20 protein-coding genes and 1 pseudogene are annotated in these 15,273 nt (G+C 65.2%); all 21 read right to left on the bottom strand.

Annotation, left to right across the window (positions count from 1 at the left end; all coding sequences use genetic code 11):
* Positions 1–33 precede the first annotated feature (33 nt).
* Positions 34–897: a fibronectin type III domain-containing protein gene (locus ABW16_RS21570; protein ID WP_047321239.1), complete on the bottom strand. Its 864-nt coding sequence runs from the start codon at positions 895–897 to the stop codon at positions 34–36.
* Between the two features lie 229 nt (positions 898–1,126).
* Positions 1,127–1,537 carry a hypothetical protein gene (locus ABW16_RS21565; protein ID WP_047321238.1) on the bottom strand — a complete coding sequence of 137 codons (411 nt, stop codon included), beginning with the start codon at positions 1,535–1,537 and terminating at the stop codon, positions 1,127–1,129.
* 15 nt (positions 1,538–1,552) lie between these two features.
* Positions 1,553–1,978, bottom strand: coding sequence for a hypothetical protein (locus ABW16_RS24015; RefSeq protein WP_052957042.1), 426 nt, complete (start codon positions 1,976–1,978; stop codon positions 1,553–1,555).
* A gap of 3 nt (positions 1,979–1,981) precedes the next feature.
* The gene (locus tag ABW16_RS21555; RefSeq protein ID WP_052957041.1) at positions 1,982–2,404 is read right to left on the bottom strand and encodes a hypothetical protein; all 423 of its coding nucleotides are present in this window, start codon (positions 2,402–2,404) and stop codon (positions 1,982–1,984) included.
* The gene (locus ABW16_RS21550) at positions 2,397–2,783 is read right to left on the bottom strand and encodes a hypothetical protein (protein ID WP_047321237.1); all 387 of its coding nucleotides are present in this window, start codon (positions 2,781–2,783) and stop codon (positions 2,397–2,399) included. Before ABW16_RS21550 ends, ABW16_RS21555 begins: the two co-directional genes overlap by 8 nt.
* Positions 2,767–3,252, bottom strand: coding sequence for a hypothetical protein (locus ABW16_RS21545; protein ID WP_131721544.1), 486 nt, complete (start codon positions 3,250–3,252; stop codon positions 2,767–2,769). Before ABW16_RS21545 ends, ABW16_RS21550 begins: the two co-directional genes overlap by 17 nt.
* Positions 3,225–3,551, bottom strand: a complete 327-nt coding sequence (locus tag ABW16_RS21540) for a hypothetical protein (protein ID WP_047321235.1) — start codon at positions 3,549–3,551, stop codon at positions 3,225–3,227. Before ABW16_RS21540 ends, ABW16_RS21545 begins: the two co-directional genes overlap by 28 nt.
* Entirely contained in the window at positions 3,551–4,612 is a 1,062-nt protein-coding gene (locus ABW16_RS21535) for a major capsid protein (protein WP_052957040.1), read from the bottom strand. The genes ABW16_RS21540 and ABW16_RS21535 overlap by 1 nt, the downstream gene beginning before the upstream one ends.
* Before the next feature lie 19 nt (positions 4,613–4,631).
* Positions 4,632–5,342, bottom strand: a complete 711-nt coding sequence (locus tag ABW16_RS24010) for a head decoration protein (protein WP_052957039.1) — start codon at positions 5,340–5,342, stop codon at positions 4,632–4,634.
* A 12-nt stretch (positions 5,343–5,354) separates the two neighbouring features.
* Complete coding sequence (locus ABW16_RS21525; protein WP_047321234.1) at positions 5,355–5,954, bottom strand: hypothetical protein; 600 nt, start codon at positions 5,952–5,954, stop codon at positions 5,355–5,357.
* 113 nt (positions 5,955–6,067) lie between these two features.
* The gene (locus ABW16_RS21520; RefSeq protein WP_047321233.1) at positions 6,068–7,324 is read right to left on the bottom strand and encodes a hypothetical protein; all 1,257 of its coding nucleotides are present in this window, start codon (positions 7,322–7,324) and stop codon (positions 6,068–6,070) included.
* A complete protein-coding gene (locus tag ABW16_RS21515; RefSeq protein ID WP_233424843.1) occupies positions 7,299–8,759 on the bottom strand; it encodes a phage portal protein in 1,461 nt (486 codons plus the stop codon). The genes ABW16_RS21520 and ABW16_RS21515 overlap by 26 nt, the downstream gene beginning before the upstream one ends.
* Positions 8,760–8,774: 15 nt before the next feature.
* Positions 8,775–10,226 carry a hypothetical protein gene (locus tag ABW16_RS21510; RefSeq protein ID WP_233424842.1) on the bottom strand — a complete coding sequence of 484 codons (1,452 nt, stop codon included), beginning with the start codon at positions 10,224–10,226 and terminating at the stop codon, positions 8,775–8,777.
* Between the two features lie 243 nt (positions 10,227–10,469).
* The gene (locus tag ABW16_RS21505) at positions 10,470–10,934 is read right to left on the bottom strand and encodes a phage terminase small subunit (protein WP_047321230.1); all 465 of its coding nucleotides are present in this window, start codon (positions 10,932–10,934) and stop codon (positions 10,470–10,472) included.
* Positions 10,935–11,414: 480 nt separating this feature from the next.
* Positions 11,415–11,570 (bottom strand): DUF7213 family protein, encoded by a 156-nt coding sequence (locus ABW16_RS27570; protein ID WP_233424841.1) that lies wholly within the window; start codon positions 11,568–11,570, stop codon positions 11,415–11,417.
* Between the two features lie 121 nt (positions 11,571–11,691).
* Complete coding sequence (locus ABW16_RS21490; protein ID WP_047321227.1) at positions 11,692–11,940, bottom strand: hypothetical protein; 249 nt, start codon at positions 11,938–11,940, stop codon at positions 11,692–11,694.
* Positions 11,941–12,009: 69 nt separating this feature from the next.
* The gene (locus tag ABW16_RS21485; RefSeq protein WP_047321226.1) at positions 12,010–13,011 is read right to left on the bottom strand and encodes a zinc finger domain-containing protein; all 1,002 of its coding nucleotides are present in this window, start codon (positions 13,009–13,011) and stop codon (positions 12,010–12,012) included.
* Positions 13,008–13,244 (bottom strand): hypothetical protein, encoded by a 237-nt coding sequence (locus ABW16_RS26625; RefSeq protein WP_047321225.1) that lies wholly within the window; start codon positions 13,242–13,244, stop codon positions 13,008–13,010. Before ABW16_RS26625 ends, ABW16_RS21485 begins: the two co-directional genes overlap by 4 nt.
* Complete coding sequence (locus ABW16_RS28140; RefSeq protein ID WP_047321224.1) at positions 13,241–13,426, bottom strand: zinc finger domain-containing protein; 186 nt, start codon at positions 13,424–13,426, stop codon at positions 13,241–13,243. The genes ABW16_RS26625 and ABW16_RS28140 overlap by 4 nt, the downstream gene beginning before the upstream one ends.
* Positions 13,419–14,309, bottom strand: a complete 891-nt coding sequence (locus ABW16_RS26260; RefSeq protein WP_131721543.1) for a hypothetical protein — start codon at positions 14,307–14,309, stop codon at positions 13,419–13,421. The genes ABW16_RS28140 and ABW16_RS26260 overlap by 8 nt, the downstream gene beginning before the upstream one ends.
* A 110-nt stretch (positions 14,310–14,419) precedes the next feature.
* Positions 14,420–14,761: pseudogene (locus tag ABW16_RS28125) on the bottom strand (DUF5131 family protein); the annotation flags it as partial.
* Positions 14,762–15,273 lie beyond the last annotated feature (512 nt).

The following is a 15,273-nucleotide window of genomic DNA, read 5'->3' as shown; positions in this document are numbered from 1 at the left end:
CTCTTGGCCTCCTGGGCTCTATGCGGGGCTGGATCAGCTGGCGAGGGTGGTGACGGTCACCGGCGAGCTGTAGTCGCCAGTGGTCGAACCGATCACCGCGGCCACCCGGAAGTGGTAGGTGGTCGACGCGGTCAGGGTGGAGACCGTGGTGGTCGGGTTCGACGGAGTGCCCGAAGCGCCAGAGACCGCGGTCCAGGTGTTGCCGTCGGTGGACTGCTGAACCTTGTAGCTATCCGCGACCGCGAGGTCACCCCACGACAGCGCCACGGAGGTCGACGTCACGGTGCCGACCGTCAGGTTCGACGGGATCGGCAGCGGGTTGGCCACCGGGGTCGACGCCAGCGTGGTCTTGGTGGCGTTGAACTCGATCTCGTACAGGTAGTCGTCGTCGTCGCCGGGCATCGGGGTTCCCTGGAAGTCGATGCTGGGGACCATGAACGTGCCGTACTTCATGTCGGCCTGGATCTTGCCGTTGGCCTTGCAGCGGAAGATCCGCGCGACGTTGTCGCCGCCGCCGTTGGAGATGACCTGACCCTCGACCCGAAAGTAGGGCCGGGCATCCGAGCCCTTCTTGCGGACGACGCGCTTGAGCGACGCTCCGGTGCCACTCTCGGTCAGCGTCGCGCCGGCGATGATCGAGAAGCACTGCAGGTCCAGACCGCCCGCCTCCAGGCTGCCGTCTACAGTGGCACCCTTGCCCTGGATGGCCACCGCCGACTTGTCGTCGCCGTTGAGAGTGTCGAAGTCCTCGGTCTCGGTGAACGCCAAGGTCTGCGCGAGGGGTAGCCGGTAGCTGGTGTTGCCGAGAATCGTGCCGTCGGTGTCGGTGTAGGGGGTGATCCACACCCGACGCAGGCCGTAAGGCTTGGTGTCAGGATTTCCTGCCGATGCAACCATGTGCGTTTCCTTCCGGAATGCGGGCTCGGCGGCCTCTAAGTGGGTCTTTGAATGTGAGGGTCTCTATGTACTCGCCGGCGGCTGAAAACCGGTGGAGCGCAACCACCTTTCCGCCATCAGTGCAGCGGGGGTGATTGCATTTGATCTCGATCTTGTCGCCGTCGACGATCTTGAGGTGCAGGGCCCCGGACGGGCACCGGACCTCGCGATCGCTTGCCACGACTGGCGGTTATCGCCGCGCCGGGTTGCCGTCGGCGTCGACGTAGGCGAAGCGGACCTGCTTGGCGTCGCGGCCGGCGGTCAATAGGTGGTCGAGCTGTTCTTGCGTGAACCGGTCCGCCGGAACGCGCCAGTTGTTGCCGACATGCCATTCGTGGTCATGCTCGGACTCGATTCCCACGCCGCGCCATTCGGCGGCGCTGATGCTGGCCTGGTGGCTTCCGTGCAGACCGCCATCATGCCCACTCGGCCGCGACACGGCAGCGTTGAGGCCGCTCGGGCCAAGGTACTGAACGAACTTGGATCGGGCGAGCTTAGCCTTCTCGGCCGCAGCCTCAGCCTCCTTGGCCTTCTCGATCTCAGCCTTGCGCTCTTCCGAAAGTGCCGGCTGCGCGAAGGTGGCCGGTTCGATGTCGCCCATGAGTTCCCTCTCTCTCTAGGTCTTGTGGCTGAACGCCTCGTAGGCGCCGTAGCGGCAGATGGTCCGGTAGTCCTCGTCGGTGAGGTCGGGCGAACGGCCATGGCGCTGGACGCAATCCAGCTGCCTCCCGTCGTCACCAGCAACGGCCTCATCGGCCGCGGCATCGAAGATCTCGTCGATGCGGTCCAGGATGTCGTCGATGCGCACGTAGTCCGTCGAGACCTCGCTGGGCAGGTGCACCCAGATGTTGAAGTGATGGCCGGCGTTGCCCTGGATCGCGACACTGAAGTCCGTCGGCCGCCAGGTCAGAACAATGAACGGGCCTTTGTCGTTCGGGCGCTGGTCGTAGGACCAGTTCGTCTCGATCTCGAAGCCCTCGCCGCCGAGATCTGCCAGCTCCTGGTCGCCACGGAGAAGCTTCAGCACAGCGTCGCGCGCCATGCCCTACTCCTCCGGCCGCTCGATGAAGCGCGACTGTCGCAGGTTCGTGCCCTTGGCCAAAGAGCCCTCGGTCTTCTCCATTAAGATCCGGCCGATATGTAGAACCGCCGGCAGGATGATCTCGAACTTGCCGTGATGCTTGGTCTCCAGCCAGATCCCGTAGTTGACGCCGTGGCTGAACAGGATGCTCTTGGTGTCGCCAGCGACGTCCGGCGTAGTGCTCAGGCCTGCACGGGCAGCGCCGGGTGTGCGGTCGTTGCGATTGCCGTCATTGTCGTCCCAGCGGGCATGCGTCTTCATCCACGCCTCGCCGGCGAACGCCTGGTCGATAACGAGGCTGTTGATGGTGTCCTCGTAGTCATCGTCGAACTGCTCGATGTTCTGACGTAGGCGTGCGAGGCCGGCGGTGAGGCCTGTGTTAGCCAAAGCTGTGCCCCTCGACCTTGAGATAGCCCGCGACCTCGGCCGAGAGCTGGTAGGGCTTCGTGCGGTCGATGGACTCGACCGTGTACTTCGCGACGTCGTCTTCCCAGGCGTCGCCGAGCGCAATCGCGGCGTCGAACCATCCGACGAGCCGGTATCGGAAGCTGCGCGCCTCGCCCTGCTCGGGCTCTGCGTCGAGCTTGAACAATGCGAACGTCTGCGCGTCCCGCGATGTAGCTGCGGCGTAGTCTTTGCCGCCGCCGGGCTTGTCGATGGCGACGCCGGTGGCCGGCGTCAAGATGATCGACCGGCCACGTAGGCGCAGCAGTTCTGCGACCGCCGCGCGCGCCGGCGCGGTCCAGCGGTCAGTAACGGAGGTCATGCGCCGGTCTCCATGGCTTCACCGGCACGGTTCCGAAGTTGGAGCGGCGCCGGCGCAACTTCACGGAGCTGAGTTCGGTCGGCGTGAACGCGATCTTGCCGCGGGTCTTGTCCGGAACGTAGCCGTAGGACGAGCTGATGGTGATGTCCGGCGTCGTGGTGGACAGTGATGCGCGGCCGCCGGGGCTGCGGAGGAGGTCGAGGACCTTCTCACAGACCAAGGTTTTCACGCGGCTGATGCGGTCCGAGTCGCCCGCTGCCGCCGAATCAGCGTTGATCTGACCGACGGTCTTGCGCAGCGATGGAACCTGGCCCATCAGTTCGCTCTCGACGTCGCCGATTCGAAGGTCGATCCATCCGCCAGCGGCGGAGTAGCTAGACGGAAGGGCATCTTTGTCTTCGTAACGCCCTGTGACGTCAGCGATCTCGGCAAACTTGCCCATCAGACCGCAATGCCGGCCCGCTCGCACGCGTCGATGATGCCGTCGCGCTTTAGGCCATCCTCGAGTTCGACGCCCATGGCGAGGGCGTAGGACTCCCACGCCTTCCGGGAGCCGCGCGGGCCCCCGTGGGGCGGGGGTCCGCCGTGCGCCGGCACCGGGTCGCGGTCATCGGCGGAATCCGCGGGCCCGGCGGCGTCGGGGTTCTCCCACGCCGCCGGGTTGCGAATTAGTTCAGCCAGCTCCGCTCGTGGCGAAGTACCGGCCAGGCATTGATGCACGTCTCCGTTGTTGTCGGTGACGTAGACGGTCAATGCCAGGACCGACATCAGGCCACCGTTGCGATGAGCAGCTTACGCGGGTCGGAGATGACCGGCAGGCCAACCGCATCCACGTAGACGTTCTTGCGGAACGGCGGGTTGTCCTCGCGGACCAGGATGCCGACCATGCCGGGAGCCGGCGTGGTCTGGACGCCGGAGTTCTTCAGCTCGTAGGCGGTGGTAGGAGTTCCCCAGGCGGTGAAGCCCAGGTCGCCCAGGTTCGCCGGCAGCATCAGCAGCTTGCTGGCGTCGAGAACACGAACAGCCTCGCCGTCGACGTCCATGTTGGAGTCGTAAAGGCTGCCGCCGTTCTGGAGGTCCGGCGGAACGATGAACGCGGGCAATCCGAAGCCGGCCAGCAGGCCGTTGATCTCCTGGATCGTCACAGTGGTGACGCCGGTCTGCGCGCCCTTGATCGCGTTGATCAACTGTGTGTTGACCTGCAGGTTGGCCAGCACCTCACTGGAGGTCAGGTACTGCGCCGGCGGGACGCCGTTCTCCTTGACGTACGCAGCGCGCCACGCACGCAGGTCGTCCAGCGGCTTGCTGTTGGCGTGGTCCGACCACAGGCTGCCCGCAGGGGTAACCTGCTGGCTCGACTTCAGGCCGAAGTCCAGCGACAGATTGACGCCGTTCTCGTTGATGTCGATCCGGCCGTCGCTCAGCACGTCGCCCCAGGCCAGCTCCAGCCGGTTGAAGGCGTAGCGGGTCAGGTTCTCCAGGTCGTTGTAGATCGCGCTGACCAGCGACTGGACAAACGTCCCGCCGGTGCGGGCATGCTCGATCTGACGACGCTCGTACTCGCCAGTCTCCAGCGTGCCACCCAAGGGCAGCAGCTTGATCCGCTTGTCCTGACCAGTGTCGCGAGCGACCGGCTCGAACGAACCGTCCCAGTTTCGGAACTTCACAACCCGGTTGGTCTTGAAGATCGTGCCGAAGTCCACCTCGTCGGTGTCGAAGTCCCGACGCGGAAACATCTGCGTCAGAGCGTTGTTCGACGGAATGGGCTGCGCCTGGGTGAACGTGATCGCGTCCTCGATCGGAACGGGACCATCGAAGAACAAAGACATGTTCTAGCTCCTTTTTCTCTCAGGCCACGAACCGGATGAGGGGCAGGTCGGCCTTGGCGTCGCTGTCGATTGCGCCGGAGCCGGCCTGGAATGGCAGCTTCGACACCCGTACGTCGCCGCGCACCAGCTGGGACGAGCCCACCTTCGCTGCGGTCGATCCGTCCTGGCGGACCACGCGGCAGTCGGCGAACAGGATGCCGGTGGCGGTGTTGCGGCCATCGCCGGCGTTCGGGTCATACGGCCCGTACAGATCGGTCGCAGAGACCCGGCCGAGCACAGTGCCCGATGGGATGTAGCCGTTGGCGTAATGGCCGTTGACGCCGGCGGTGCCGGTGGTCACCGCCGCCGCGGGGTTGGACCCGCCCAGCAGGCCGTCGTCATCAACGACCAGCGTCGGGACGTCGCCAAGCGACGGGTCGAAGTGCACAGCCCAGGGGCCGCCGGCGGATCCGGAGACGGTCACCTTGCCGGCGCCGAACACCTCCTCCAGCTCCTCCTGGACATCCGCGGCGCTCGCGTTACGAGCGACGGTCTGTCCATTCACGAGGATCGATCCGCTGGTGGGCGAGCCGCTGATCGTGATCGTCTGAACCTCGGCGGTCGCGCCCGCGTTGAACTTCGACACGTCCAGCGTCACATTGGGCGTGTAGTCGTTACCGACGCGCGACAGGTGCCACGTCCGGTCACCGACCTGGTAGTCGGTGGTCTGCATCGAAATGTCGGTGGACATCCGCTGCTCCTTTTACTGTTGACGTTGTTCGAGGCGGCGTTTCGCCTCGGCTGCTCCGGCCGAACCTGGTGTTTCGCCGGGTGGCGTAGCGCCGTGCTGGCCCCAGTTGGGTGGCGCGGACTTCTGCGCTCCAAACAGGGCGGTGAGTTTGGCCTTCACCTTGGCCTCGTCGATCTCGCCGGAGTCGTTGACGAAGTTCGACGGAGTTACGTCTTCGAGCCATGCGTCGACCTGATCGGACGACAACACTTGCGACGCAATTGCTTTCAGCTGACTGCGGTGGAGCTTCGGCTCGAACTCGGCCCGTGCAGCAGCGCGCGCCTCGTTGGCGGCCGCCTCGGCGGCCTCTCGCAATGCCCGTTCGCCGGCGGTCTCCCGCTCGGCTTCCATCTCAGACACGCGAGTCTGTAGCTGCTGGACCTGCTCGGGCGTAGCGCCCTTAAATGCGGCCAGTCGAGCTTCAGCCTTGCGGTTCTGGTGCTTGTAGTAGGCCGCGCGCTGCGCGTCCGTCATCTCCGCAACCGGCGTGTTGGCGGGAAACTCCTGCTCAGGGTCGCCAGCGGGAGGGGCCGGTTCGACGGCCGGCTGCTGTTGCTGCTGCTGGTCGTCCACGGGTGGTACTACCGGAGTGGGCTGCTGAAACAGAGGCGAGCTCACAGTTTGTCCCCCTAGCGGGTCAGTGGTTTTGCCCGTAGCGGGCGGCCCGGCCAGGCGGCTCGGGAAAATCAGAGGGCCGCGAGCTCCTTGCGGAACTTCGCGATAATGCGCTTGTGGTAGGCGACCTTTGAGGAATCCTCGGGTTCACCATTTGCGCGCAGCCGCTTGAGGTTTCGTTCCAGCACGTCGATCTGCTTGGTGAGAGTTTCGCGCTTGTCGGCCTCGTCACGCTTCAGGCTCGCGCTGTTTTTGCCGCGGGTCAGCTGCTTAGCCTTCTTGCTGCGCGGCTTGTACTCGCGCTTGGGCACCAGCAACGCGCCGAGCTCTCCATGCTCGTCGATCTGGTAGCGGGTGCGCTTGAGGTGAGCAACCGTGTTGCCGCCTGCATCGCCGTAGATCCGTTCGAGATCCAGGTTGTTGAGCGCGCTGCCGGGGTCGTAGTCCTCGGTGACGGGGCTGATGGTGCAGTGGCAGTTGTCGTGAATCGGCATCAGCTGGTGGATCTTGTAGACGCGATCCGATGCTGCGATACACATGCCGCACGTGCCGCCGCGGGACAGTTCCGGATGGATCACGCGCCGGTAGCCGGTTACCGTCCGCTTCTCGCGGACGTATTGCATCTGCCCGCGATAGTCGACGTAGCGGTACGGCTTGCCGTTGTCGAGCATTACCGGAGGCGGCAGAGATGCCTTGGCGAGTAGTTCCTGTTGCGCAAGGCGTTGCGCGAGCATCAGGTTAGTGTCGATCAGGCTGTCGATCCGGTCATGCGCGGAGTCGAGACCGTTTCGTCCTTCTGACTGCGCAAACCGAAACGCCCGCGCGGGCCGCCTGAAGACCTCTTCGGTCGTCGAACCGCGTGGGGTGACGATGATCTTGCCGCGGCCAGGGCCGCCGGAGTAGTCGACGGTGGTCGGCTTGCGGATCAGCGTGATCTTGCCGTCGTCACCGACGTCGATCGCCGCGGCCCGAACATCCAGTGGGTATGTGGTCGTTGGGACAACCTTGATGCCCGCCGCGGCGAGCTGTTGCACCATCGCGGCGCCGGCGGCGCGGCCGGCGGCCGTCTGTACGGACTTCATGGCCCGCGCTGCCTGTGCCGCGAATCGCGCCACGCTCGCATCGTCGTACGGGTTTGTCTGCTCCCATAGCGATCGGATGACCTGCCTGGCATGCTGTGCGGCACGCTCGCGCGTGGCGATGACCGCTTCCGCCGCTGTGGCCACCAGCGCCGTCGGCGAACGTCCTGCGGCCTTCTGCGCCTCGATCTGGCGCCTTGCTTCACGCAGCGCCCCGCGATAGTTAGCTGGGCTGGTCGGCGTGGTCATCGCCGCTGTCGTCCACGGGTGGCGCCGCAGCCGCCGGTGCGGTTGGCGCGAATGGCGCGTCCGGCATTAGCAGCCTCTCGGCGACCAGCTGCTGAATATTCTCCTCAATCTCCTCGGGGGACATGTCCCAGAGGCGCTGGCACCGTTGCCCGAGCGACAATGTTCCCACCGCCTGCGCGGATGCTGACGCCCGCTCTGCCAGGGTGCGAAGTTCGATCGGGCCCCAGTGCAAGGTGATCTTGCGGCCGCGGTCCTGACCGGCCTGCGCGAACGCGATGCGCCACAACAGCCGAAGAGTGGGGGTGGCCCGGACGCGCCGGTCGCGCAGCTTGGCAGTCGAGGACTCACGCATCAGGCCCGCACCTTCAGCGGAGCCGTCCGCGGCGTCGGGAATGATCCAGTGCAGCGCGGTCTGTGAGGACGCGGCGAATTCCTTGATGTCGTCACGCTTGGCAACCAGCATGTCGTTGAAGTTGGCCTGCGCGAACTCGACGATGTCGAAGTCCTTCGGGATGCGCCACAATGCTCCCGGTCCGGCCCGGAAGTCGTCCGGGTTCAGCGACGAACCGCCACCTTCGGGAGTGTCGCTGTCCTCGTCATCCTCGGCTTCGTCGCCCCTCAGCGCCCGTTGACGAAGCGCCTGGTAGGCGAAGCCGATGATGCGCTTGAGGGTGGTGTCGATGATCCGGTCGAGCAGGTCGATATGCGGCTCGTACTCGCCGAGGCCGAACTCGTTGTCGAACCGGACGATCGGAATGCCGCCGAGATCATCGAGGTTCTGGACCGCCTCAAATTCCGGATCGTGAGCCCAGGCGTCCCCGCCCTTGCGGAACGTCCACTTCTGTCCCGGTAGGAACAGATATGCGGTCTCTTCCTTGGTGATCTGGTCGTATTCCTTGAGCAACGCCGCGGCCAGGCGCACCGGATTCGAGGTGTCGCGCACCCCGACGCAGCGACGCGGGTCGATGGCGTGGAGTGTCGGAACGGGATCTCCAGGAACCGACATTGCGTAGCTCTCGCCCATCGAGAACGCGTAGTCGAAGAACTCCTTCGACATGGCGCCGAAACCCGACTCTTCCATGATCTCGGCTGCCAGGTCGTCGCCGTCGGTATCGTTGTCGATGGCGGTCGAAACCGCCTGTAGTTCCATGCGGTCCAACATCGCCTTGACGCACATCGGCGCCAGGTTCACCCGCGCTAGCCGCAGCACCTCGCAGAACGCCTCGTGATACTCGGGCTCGATGTAGGGCAGCGGCGGGTCGCCCACGCGGTAAGACCACAGGGTGTCGAGGATCTCGTTGCGCGGCCGGCGCTCACGGCTAACCAGGGAGTGCTCAGATGAGTGAGCGCGCTTGTCCTGCCACTTCGGCCGCGTGATGGCGGTGAATCGGGCATTGAGCGCGTCGAACCATTCTTGGGGCGTCAGATCGGCCAATCTGACACCCACCTTTCATCTGATTCGCTCGAAGGTCTGCTTCTTGCGCCGACCCAATCCGGCGGCGACTGCGTCGTTGCGGGCTTTCCATGCCATCACTGCGGCGTAGGCCGCGTCGATCTTGTCCGGAGAGTCCGCAAACGCCTTGTAGAGCAGGTATCCCGCGCGCGTTTGTCGGCGCCGAGCGTTGAGCACATGCCTAGTCAGTGCGGCCGAACCGTCGTGGGTGCATTCGGCGTTGACGATCGCTGAGTGCAGTCGCTTGACCACCTCGACCGCGTTGGTGTTCTTGCCGCGCGGCCAGGCGGCGATCTTCGACTCCCCGGAGGCTTTGACTTTGAGCTGGGCGCCGAATCGCGCTTCCCACTTCGCGATCTGCTCGGCCCATCCCGACGGATCGGCATAGAACCCGACGACGGTGAATCGCTGGAATGCCAGTCGCACCGTAGCGTCAACCTCAGCCACCGGCGGACGCCAGATCGACTGATCACCTGTCTTTTTGCGGTCCCGAGTCGACATCTCGCGCCGCGGCGGCTCCCAGACTGACCGTGGGCCGATCTCGAACAGATGGCCGTCACGAACCCTGCACCCGATCAGCGCCGTGGCATCCGCTTTGCCTTTGACGCGGCCCAACGATCCGTCGAAGCCTAGGACGATCACGTCGCCGTCGCGCACGATCTTGTCGGCGGCGATTACAGCTCCCCACTCTGGGGATGAGACCCATGCGTCGGATGCGTGGGTGATCTGGTTCAGCAGGTCCGCGCGCAACTGCTGCACGTCTGACGCCGGATCGAAGACCTGATCGATCAACGGATCGAGCTCGGAATGCCCAGGCGGGCAGGGCGGGTCATGGATCACACAGCCATCCGGATGTGCCGATGAATCGCCGTAGGCGACTCGCAGCCCCCAGGTCAGCGACTCGACGTCGGACATCTCCGTGTCGGCCGGCGCCTCACGGTGGTCGTACAGCAGCCCGTCGTTGCGGGCGCGGCCCTCACGGATGTCGGCGGCGTATTCCGCCGACTTCTCGGCGACTGAGTTTTGCCCCGGAATGAACGCGTTCGGCGATTCCAGTGTGCGGCCACCGTTCTTGGCTGCGTTCGTGCGGATCGCCTGAGCTAGCGCCTGGCCGTTGTTCGACGGCACCCACTCCTCGGTCTGGTCGAGGGTGGCGAACACGATCGGCGCACCCTTGGTGGTGCGCGCCGATGTCGTGATCTGCCGAATCTCGCCGCGCGGCAGGAAGACCACCGTATCCAGCGGGTCAAGGCCCGGATATGCGTCCAGGACAGGCCCGTTGCGGACCATCTCCAGTAGCGGCTGCCACGTGTTGCGAGTCTGCTCCTCAGACACCGCAGCGATATGCACCAGCGGGGTCTTGATCGACCGCCAGGGTTTCCCTACGGGCTGGCCGGCCGAATCCCAGCCATCTGGAACGACATCCGCGAGACCTTCGACGACCGCCAAGGCGCCGAGCAGTGGAGACTTACCCCAGCCGCGTGGACGTCCAAGTAGGCCGCGGTGGTATCGGAATCGCCCTGTCTCGGGATCAATCTCGTACCAACGGAGGATGAAATCCTCTTGCTCCCGGTAGGGAATGAATGGCTCATGCTCATCGCGGCCAGGTGTCGCGAGATTCTCGGTTATCCAGTCAAGGACGTAGTAGCCAAGTGTCGGGACTTCGCCCGGCTCAGATGGCTTCCAGGGCAACTAGACCGCTTTGAGCGGGCCGCGGCGAGCGCGGGCTGACGGCTGAGGCTTGGCGGACTTCTTCTCGGCCTCGTCGGCCGCGGCGAACTGGATTCGCAGCCGTGCACGATCCTCCGGCGTGGCGCCGAACTTCGCGACACGGAGCCGGAGTTCGCCGGCGACCTTGAGGTCGCCTGACCAGTACTCAGCGTGTAAACGAGCTGTGTCCAGCAGCTCCGACCAGTCGGTCGTCGTGAAGTCGTTCGACAGCGGCGAGTCGGCCCACATCTGCCACCACTCGCGAGTGCGGGCCGGCCAAGAGCGGCCCTCGACGTGGAGGATGCCTTCCTTGTCGCGATAGCGAACAATGAACTCCTCCGGCAACTCCGGCTGCTTGGCCGGCTCCGCCGTTATCACCTTCATCGGGATCGGGTCTTTGTTGGTGCGGGCGCGTCGCGACTGCGGCGCTGGACCATTTCCAGCCATAGCGGCTATCCCCTTTCGGCATAACGCCAGCTCAAGAGGGTTTCGTGAAAACTATTGCGGCCGAGACCCTGAAAAGCCCAGACCCGTAGCGAACCCGAGCCACAGAACGCTCCGGCTGCGGCGGATGGGGCGGGAGGGGCTACCCCCCTGCCCCTCTGACCTGCGGATTTGCAGCCGGTCAGGCGCGCAGGCCTGGATGACGCTCGGCTGGCCGTTGCCATGCGGTGCGTCCGCGGCTAGCTTCGACCTGCGTCTTAGGTTCGTGACACGGCCCGCATATGGCGCGGGCGTTGTCCGGGTCTAGGTGTGCGCCGCCGGCGGCCACGTTCTCAGGATGGTCGACCTGGTCGGCGCGTCCAATGCAGTTTGGCCCGCGTTCCTGGCAGCGCCAGCCGTCGCGGTCGAGGATGTCGAGGCGGAACTTGCGCCATGCCCAGGTTGACGTGATGGCGCTGCTGGCAGTGCGCCGGTCCCATGGCATCAGTCGTCGTCGCGTCGATCGCGATTGAGCAAGTGTCGGGCGGTCTCGACCAGTCCGGTGGTGATGTAGCCGGGCTGCATGCCGTGCGCCGGGAAGATCTCGACCACGCCATTGCGGCCGCCGTCTTGGATGTACATCGCCCCGACTACCAGCACGTAGTCGTCGCGACAGCCGGCGGCTCGGGGTCGTCGGATTCGATCAATCGATGCAGCCCCTGGACCGCCGAATCCAGCGCGTCGTACGCCGCAGCCCACTCTGGAGACCGGGCCATCGCCTCTACTGCCAGTCGCCGGTCGTCACGGTCACGATGCGTTCGCGGCGGAATACCCTGCCGCTCACGTCAATCCCGAGCGTCTGGTAGGCGCTCACGACCCTCTCGGTGATCCGGTCAGCCTCACCAATGGTGTCCATAGCCTCAGGTGTGTCGCAGACAGACAGCATGAACGGCGGCCGGCTGACGCCGCACGCGAATCCATACCCGTCGATCTCGACGGCGTACTCGCTGTAGCTTCGCTCAGTCGCCATGTTTCGTCCCCTCCGAACGAAAAAAGGGCGCACAAAGGCGCCCATCTGGACGCAAGAGTACGGGACAGCTCACGTGGTTACCACTCTTTCGCGCCTCTTGCGGTGCGTGTCGCATAGCCCATTGCTGTGATGCTTGCGGCCACAGCCCTCGGCCGAGCATGTGCGCCCCTCGCGCAGCTTCCGCACGTCGCTGAGCAGAAACCGCGGGTTGCCCTTGTTGTCGTAGCCAGTTGGTACGAGCTTTCCGGTTGCGGCCCAGTGTTGCAGGGTTCGTGATGGGATGTACTCGCGCACGATCATCGGCAGAACTGTGTCGACCAACTCCTCGATGGTGAACGGCTCGTCGTTGACGGTCTCAATCTTCCGCTCGCAGAGCTCATCGACACTGTGGGTGGTCTTGCATGCCGGGCACTGGACCTCACTCGCGCCACGGGGTGCCATCAGCTCACGGTTGCAGATGCGCGTGCCGTAGTTGTCGGTGAGTTCAGCCGGGCATAGGCCGCAGTACATGTGCGTCTGCGGCCGGTTGATGATGCGCAGCGTCTGGCCTACACGCTGGTTGAGCTCGTCGCAGAACTCATCGGCGGCCGGGTGGTTGGCGATGGCGTCGGTGTGGCGACTGAGCCACGCGCATAGGCCGGCCGGGTCGGCGGCGTCCAGGCTCGGGGCATCCACGCCGCGTGCCTCGCAGATGTCGCGAATCCAGGTGGTCAGCATGTTGACGATGTCGCTGTGGAGCGTGCTTGCGCGCTCGTTGACGCCGCCGGCGGCCAGGAGCTTGCGCAGCGCAGCGCGTTCCCGTGCCCGCCTGGCCTCGTACAGGTCCGATTCGCCATCGGGCAGGGGTTCGATGTGGCTGGCCAGGTCCGACTCGCCATCGAGTTCGTGGCGGCTGCGGTACGGCGTGTGCCGGCCGATGTCGCCCAGGCGCGTCTGGCCCACGGCCGCCTCGGCGAGGTGACGCAGCAGCCGCGGCAGGCCGCGTAGCGTCGCGCGCGTCTGTCGCGTGCAGTCCCGGCAGAGGAACTGCTGGGCTTGAGCTTCGCAGCGCAGGCACTGGGTCTGGGTCACTGGCTCCTCCGTCGCGGGGACATCGCAAGCAGGCACCGGATGGTGTGCATCATGCGCTCGGGAATGTCGGCCTCGGCGTCGATGATCACGCGGTCGACACGGAGTCCTTCCATCGAATCCGAACACCGCGCGCCAAAGGCGTACCGCGGGTCGAGGCCTAGCTCCCGGGCCAGTTGTACGGCCCCATTCTTCGTCTGCGCCACAACGGCGATGAGCATGTCCGTGTTCGTCACTCGCCACTCCCATCGGTCTCTACGGTTCGGTTCTGGGGTATGCGCATGCGTTTCGTGTGCGCCGGGAACGCCATCAACGGGCCGTGGGCGGTCCGGCATCCCTCGCCCGCCGGTGCGTGACAGTCAGGGCAATCCACGGTGAGGGCATCGGCACGGACACGGGTAGCGGACCAATCACGCATGTTGGGCCTCCTGGTGGTTGCACTCGCTGAGGTCATCAAGTCGGCCGAAGTCGTCGCAGCGCGGGCAGGCGTCGATGAGTTCGCGGCGGCGACGCCGGGCGGTCTCGGCGGCTGTGTCGGCGGCGATGATTCGTCGGGATTGCTCGGCCTGCCATGTGTCGAATGCGGTTCGGGCGTTGGCGCAGTCGCCGCAGCGGTCACGTGTGCCGCTTGGGTGTGCGGCGCAGAATCTCGGCGGAGCGTGGTCGGTGTGTGTGGCTTCGTGCGCGTCACCTGACGTGACACACACTCCTGAAGTCTCTACAGATAAAGAGGGTCGGGTCGGGTCGGGTCGGGTCGGGTCCAGGCGCGCGCCCGCGCGCGCCCGCGAGTCACATTGGACATCCGCACTGTGTCCATCCGGACACAACTCGGACGCGGCAAGCGGAGACTCTGACGCAGCCTCAAGATCTGCGCTGGTGACAGCGGTTCTGCCCTTCCGGCGACGGCGCGACGGGGCCGCAACCGCACCCTCTTTCGCCAATCTTTCGGCACGTTTCCGCTCCGCATCTGCTTCTCTTTTGCGCGCGTTTTCGATGCGTTCCGCTTCAAGTTCGGCCCTAGTTGGCTGCCACTTCTCCCACGAATTGAACTGAATTCCACCCGAAACTTCGGCACAAAGTGGTGCAGACATCGGCCCCGGCTTGGTCAGTGCGGCGATGATTGGGGGCCGCGCGCCGATCTGACGGAGCTTCGAATCGGGCACGAAACCGTCGAGTTCCTCCTTGGCCGACCATGACCCAGCGAGGACCCATAGTCCGCATGCGGCGAGTCGGTGCCGGTCGGGAATGTCCATCACCGGCTTGGAGTCGCTGAAGCCGTCATCGACGTAAAACCAGGCCACTTAGACCGCCCTCCCTTCGTTCCTGTCCTCGATCAACTTCCGCCGGGGGACCGACCAAAAGAACCTGACCGCCCGACGATGACTCAACGGGGTGATCTCAGGCAGCGACATCACGCCACCGCCTCGGGGTATTGGTCCCATGTTTCACCGTCGAGCTGGCGCCCGGCGGCCCGTTTGCCGACGCGGCGCATCACCACGTCCGGATACGGCGACCACTTACCCGCCGGCGCCCCGACCTGATCGGGGTTCCATGGCTCGTCGTGCCTGGTCCCTTCGCCGGTGAGCCATCTATCGGAGGGCACAGGGTCAATAGCTTCGACGTGCTCACCCCATTGCTTGAAGTAGAACGGCACGCCGGCGGTGGTGCATTGGTCGCGTAGTGACCGCGCCCAGTCGGGGTGCATGGGTCGGGCGCCGTGGCCGGACTCGCCGCCGCAGACAATCCAGTCCAAAGTGGGTGTTCGGGTAGTTTCGAGTAGGTGACGAACACCCGTGCTGATTCCGCCGACATTGTTGCCGCCTACGTGGGCGGACTCTCCGTCGCCCAGGTCTCCGAGCGCTTCGGGGTTCCCCGCGAAACCGTCCGACGGCGAGTCATTGGCGCCGGTGTCGTGCGCCGGTGCGGTCAAGGGCTGCGCCCGGCCATCGTCCAAATGCCCACCGAACCGGCTGCGCTCGGGTATATCGCTGGACTCCTCGATGGGGAGGGCAATATCCAGTGGAAGCGACGAGCCGGCCAGCAACGCTCCGCGGTCGTTTCGATCTACAGCACCACCGCCGAGCTGATCGATTGGCTGGCATTGACCATGCGCGGCGGCCGTATCCGATGGGATCACAATCGCACTACCCGCCACGGCTGGAAGCCCATCGGGTCGTGGCAGGTATCGCGCGTCCGTGATGTCCAGATCGTGCTGGGTGGACTGTCCGACCTGTTGATCATCAAACGCGACCTGGCCAGGGACGT

This window comes from Mycolicibacter heraklionensis (assembly GCF_001021505.1).
GTDB classification, from domain to species: Bacteria; Actinomycetota; Actinomycetes; order Mycobacteriales; family Mycobacteriaceae; genus Mycobacterium; species Mycobacterium heraklionense.
The sequence above is the reverse complement of the archived record's forward strand: the minus strand, read 5'-3'. Positions and strand labels throughout refer to the sequence as shown.

What these genes read in the sequence shown, in the direction of transcription:
- ABW16_RS21520 (WP_047321233.1), bottom strand. Translation starts at nt 7,324, where the DNA reads ATGACCACGCCGACCAGCCCAGCTAACTATCGCGGGGCGCTGCGTGAA.
- ABW16_RS24010 (WP_052957039.1), bottom strand. Translation starts at nt 5,342, where the DNA reads ATGTCCACCGACATTTCGATGCAGACCACCGACTACCAGGTCGGTGAC.
- ABW16_RS21505 (WP_047321230.1), bottom strand. Translation starts at nt 10,934, where the DNA reads ATGGCTGGAAATGGTCCAGCGCCGCAGTCGCGACGCGCCCGCACCAAC.
- ABW16_RS21570 (WP_047321239.1), bottom strand. Translation starts at nt 897, where the DNA reads ATGGTTGCATCGGCAGGAAATCCTGACACCAAGCCTTACGGCCTGCGT.
- ABW16_RS28140 (WP_047321224.1), bottom strand. Translation starts at nt 13,426, where the DNA reads ATGCGTGATTGGTCCGCTACCCGTGTCCGTGCCGATGCCCTCACCGTG.
- ABW16_RS24015 (WP_052957042.1), bottom strand. Translation starts at nt 1,978, where the DNA reads ATGGCGCGCGACGCTGTGCTGAAGCTTCTCCGTGGCGACCAGGAGCTG.
- ABW16_RS21490 (WP_047321227.1), bottom strand. Translation starts at nt 11,940, where the DNA reads ATGGCGACTGAGCGAAGCTACAGCGAGTACGCCGTCGAGATCGACGGG.
- ABW16_RS21565 (WP_047321238.1), bottom strand. Translation starts at nt 1,537, where the DNA reads ATGGGCGACATCGAACCGGCCACCTTCGCGCAGCCGGCACTTTCGGAA.
- ABW16_RS21540 (WP_047321235.1), bottom strand. Translation starts at nt 3,551, where the DNA reads ATGTCGGTCCTGGCATTGACCGTCTACGTCACCGACAACAACGGAGAC.
- ABW16_RS21535 (WP_052957040.1), bottom strand. Translation starts at nt 4,612, where the DNA reads ATGTCTTTGTTCTTCGATGGTCCCGTTCCGATCGAGGACGCGATCACG.
- ABW16_RS21550 (WP_047321237.1), bottom strand. Translation starts at nt 2,783, where the DNA reads ATGACCTCCGTTACTGACCGCTGGACCGCGCCGGCGCGCGCGGCGGTC.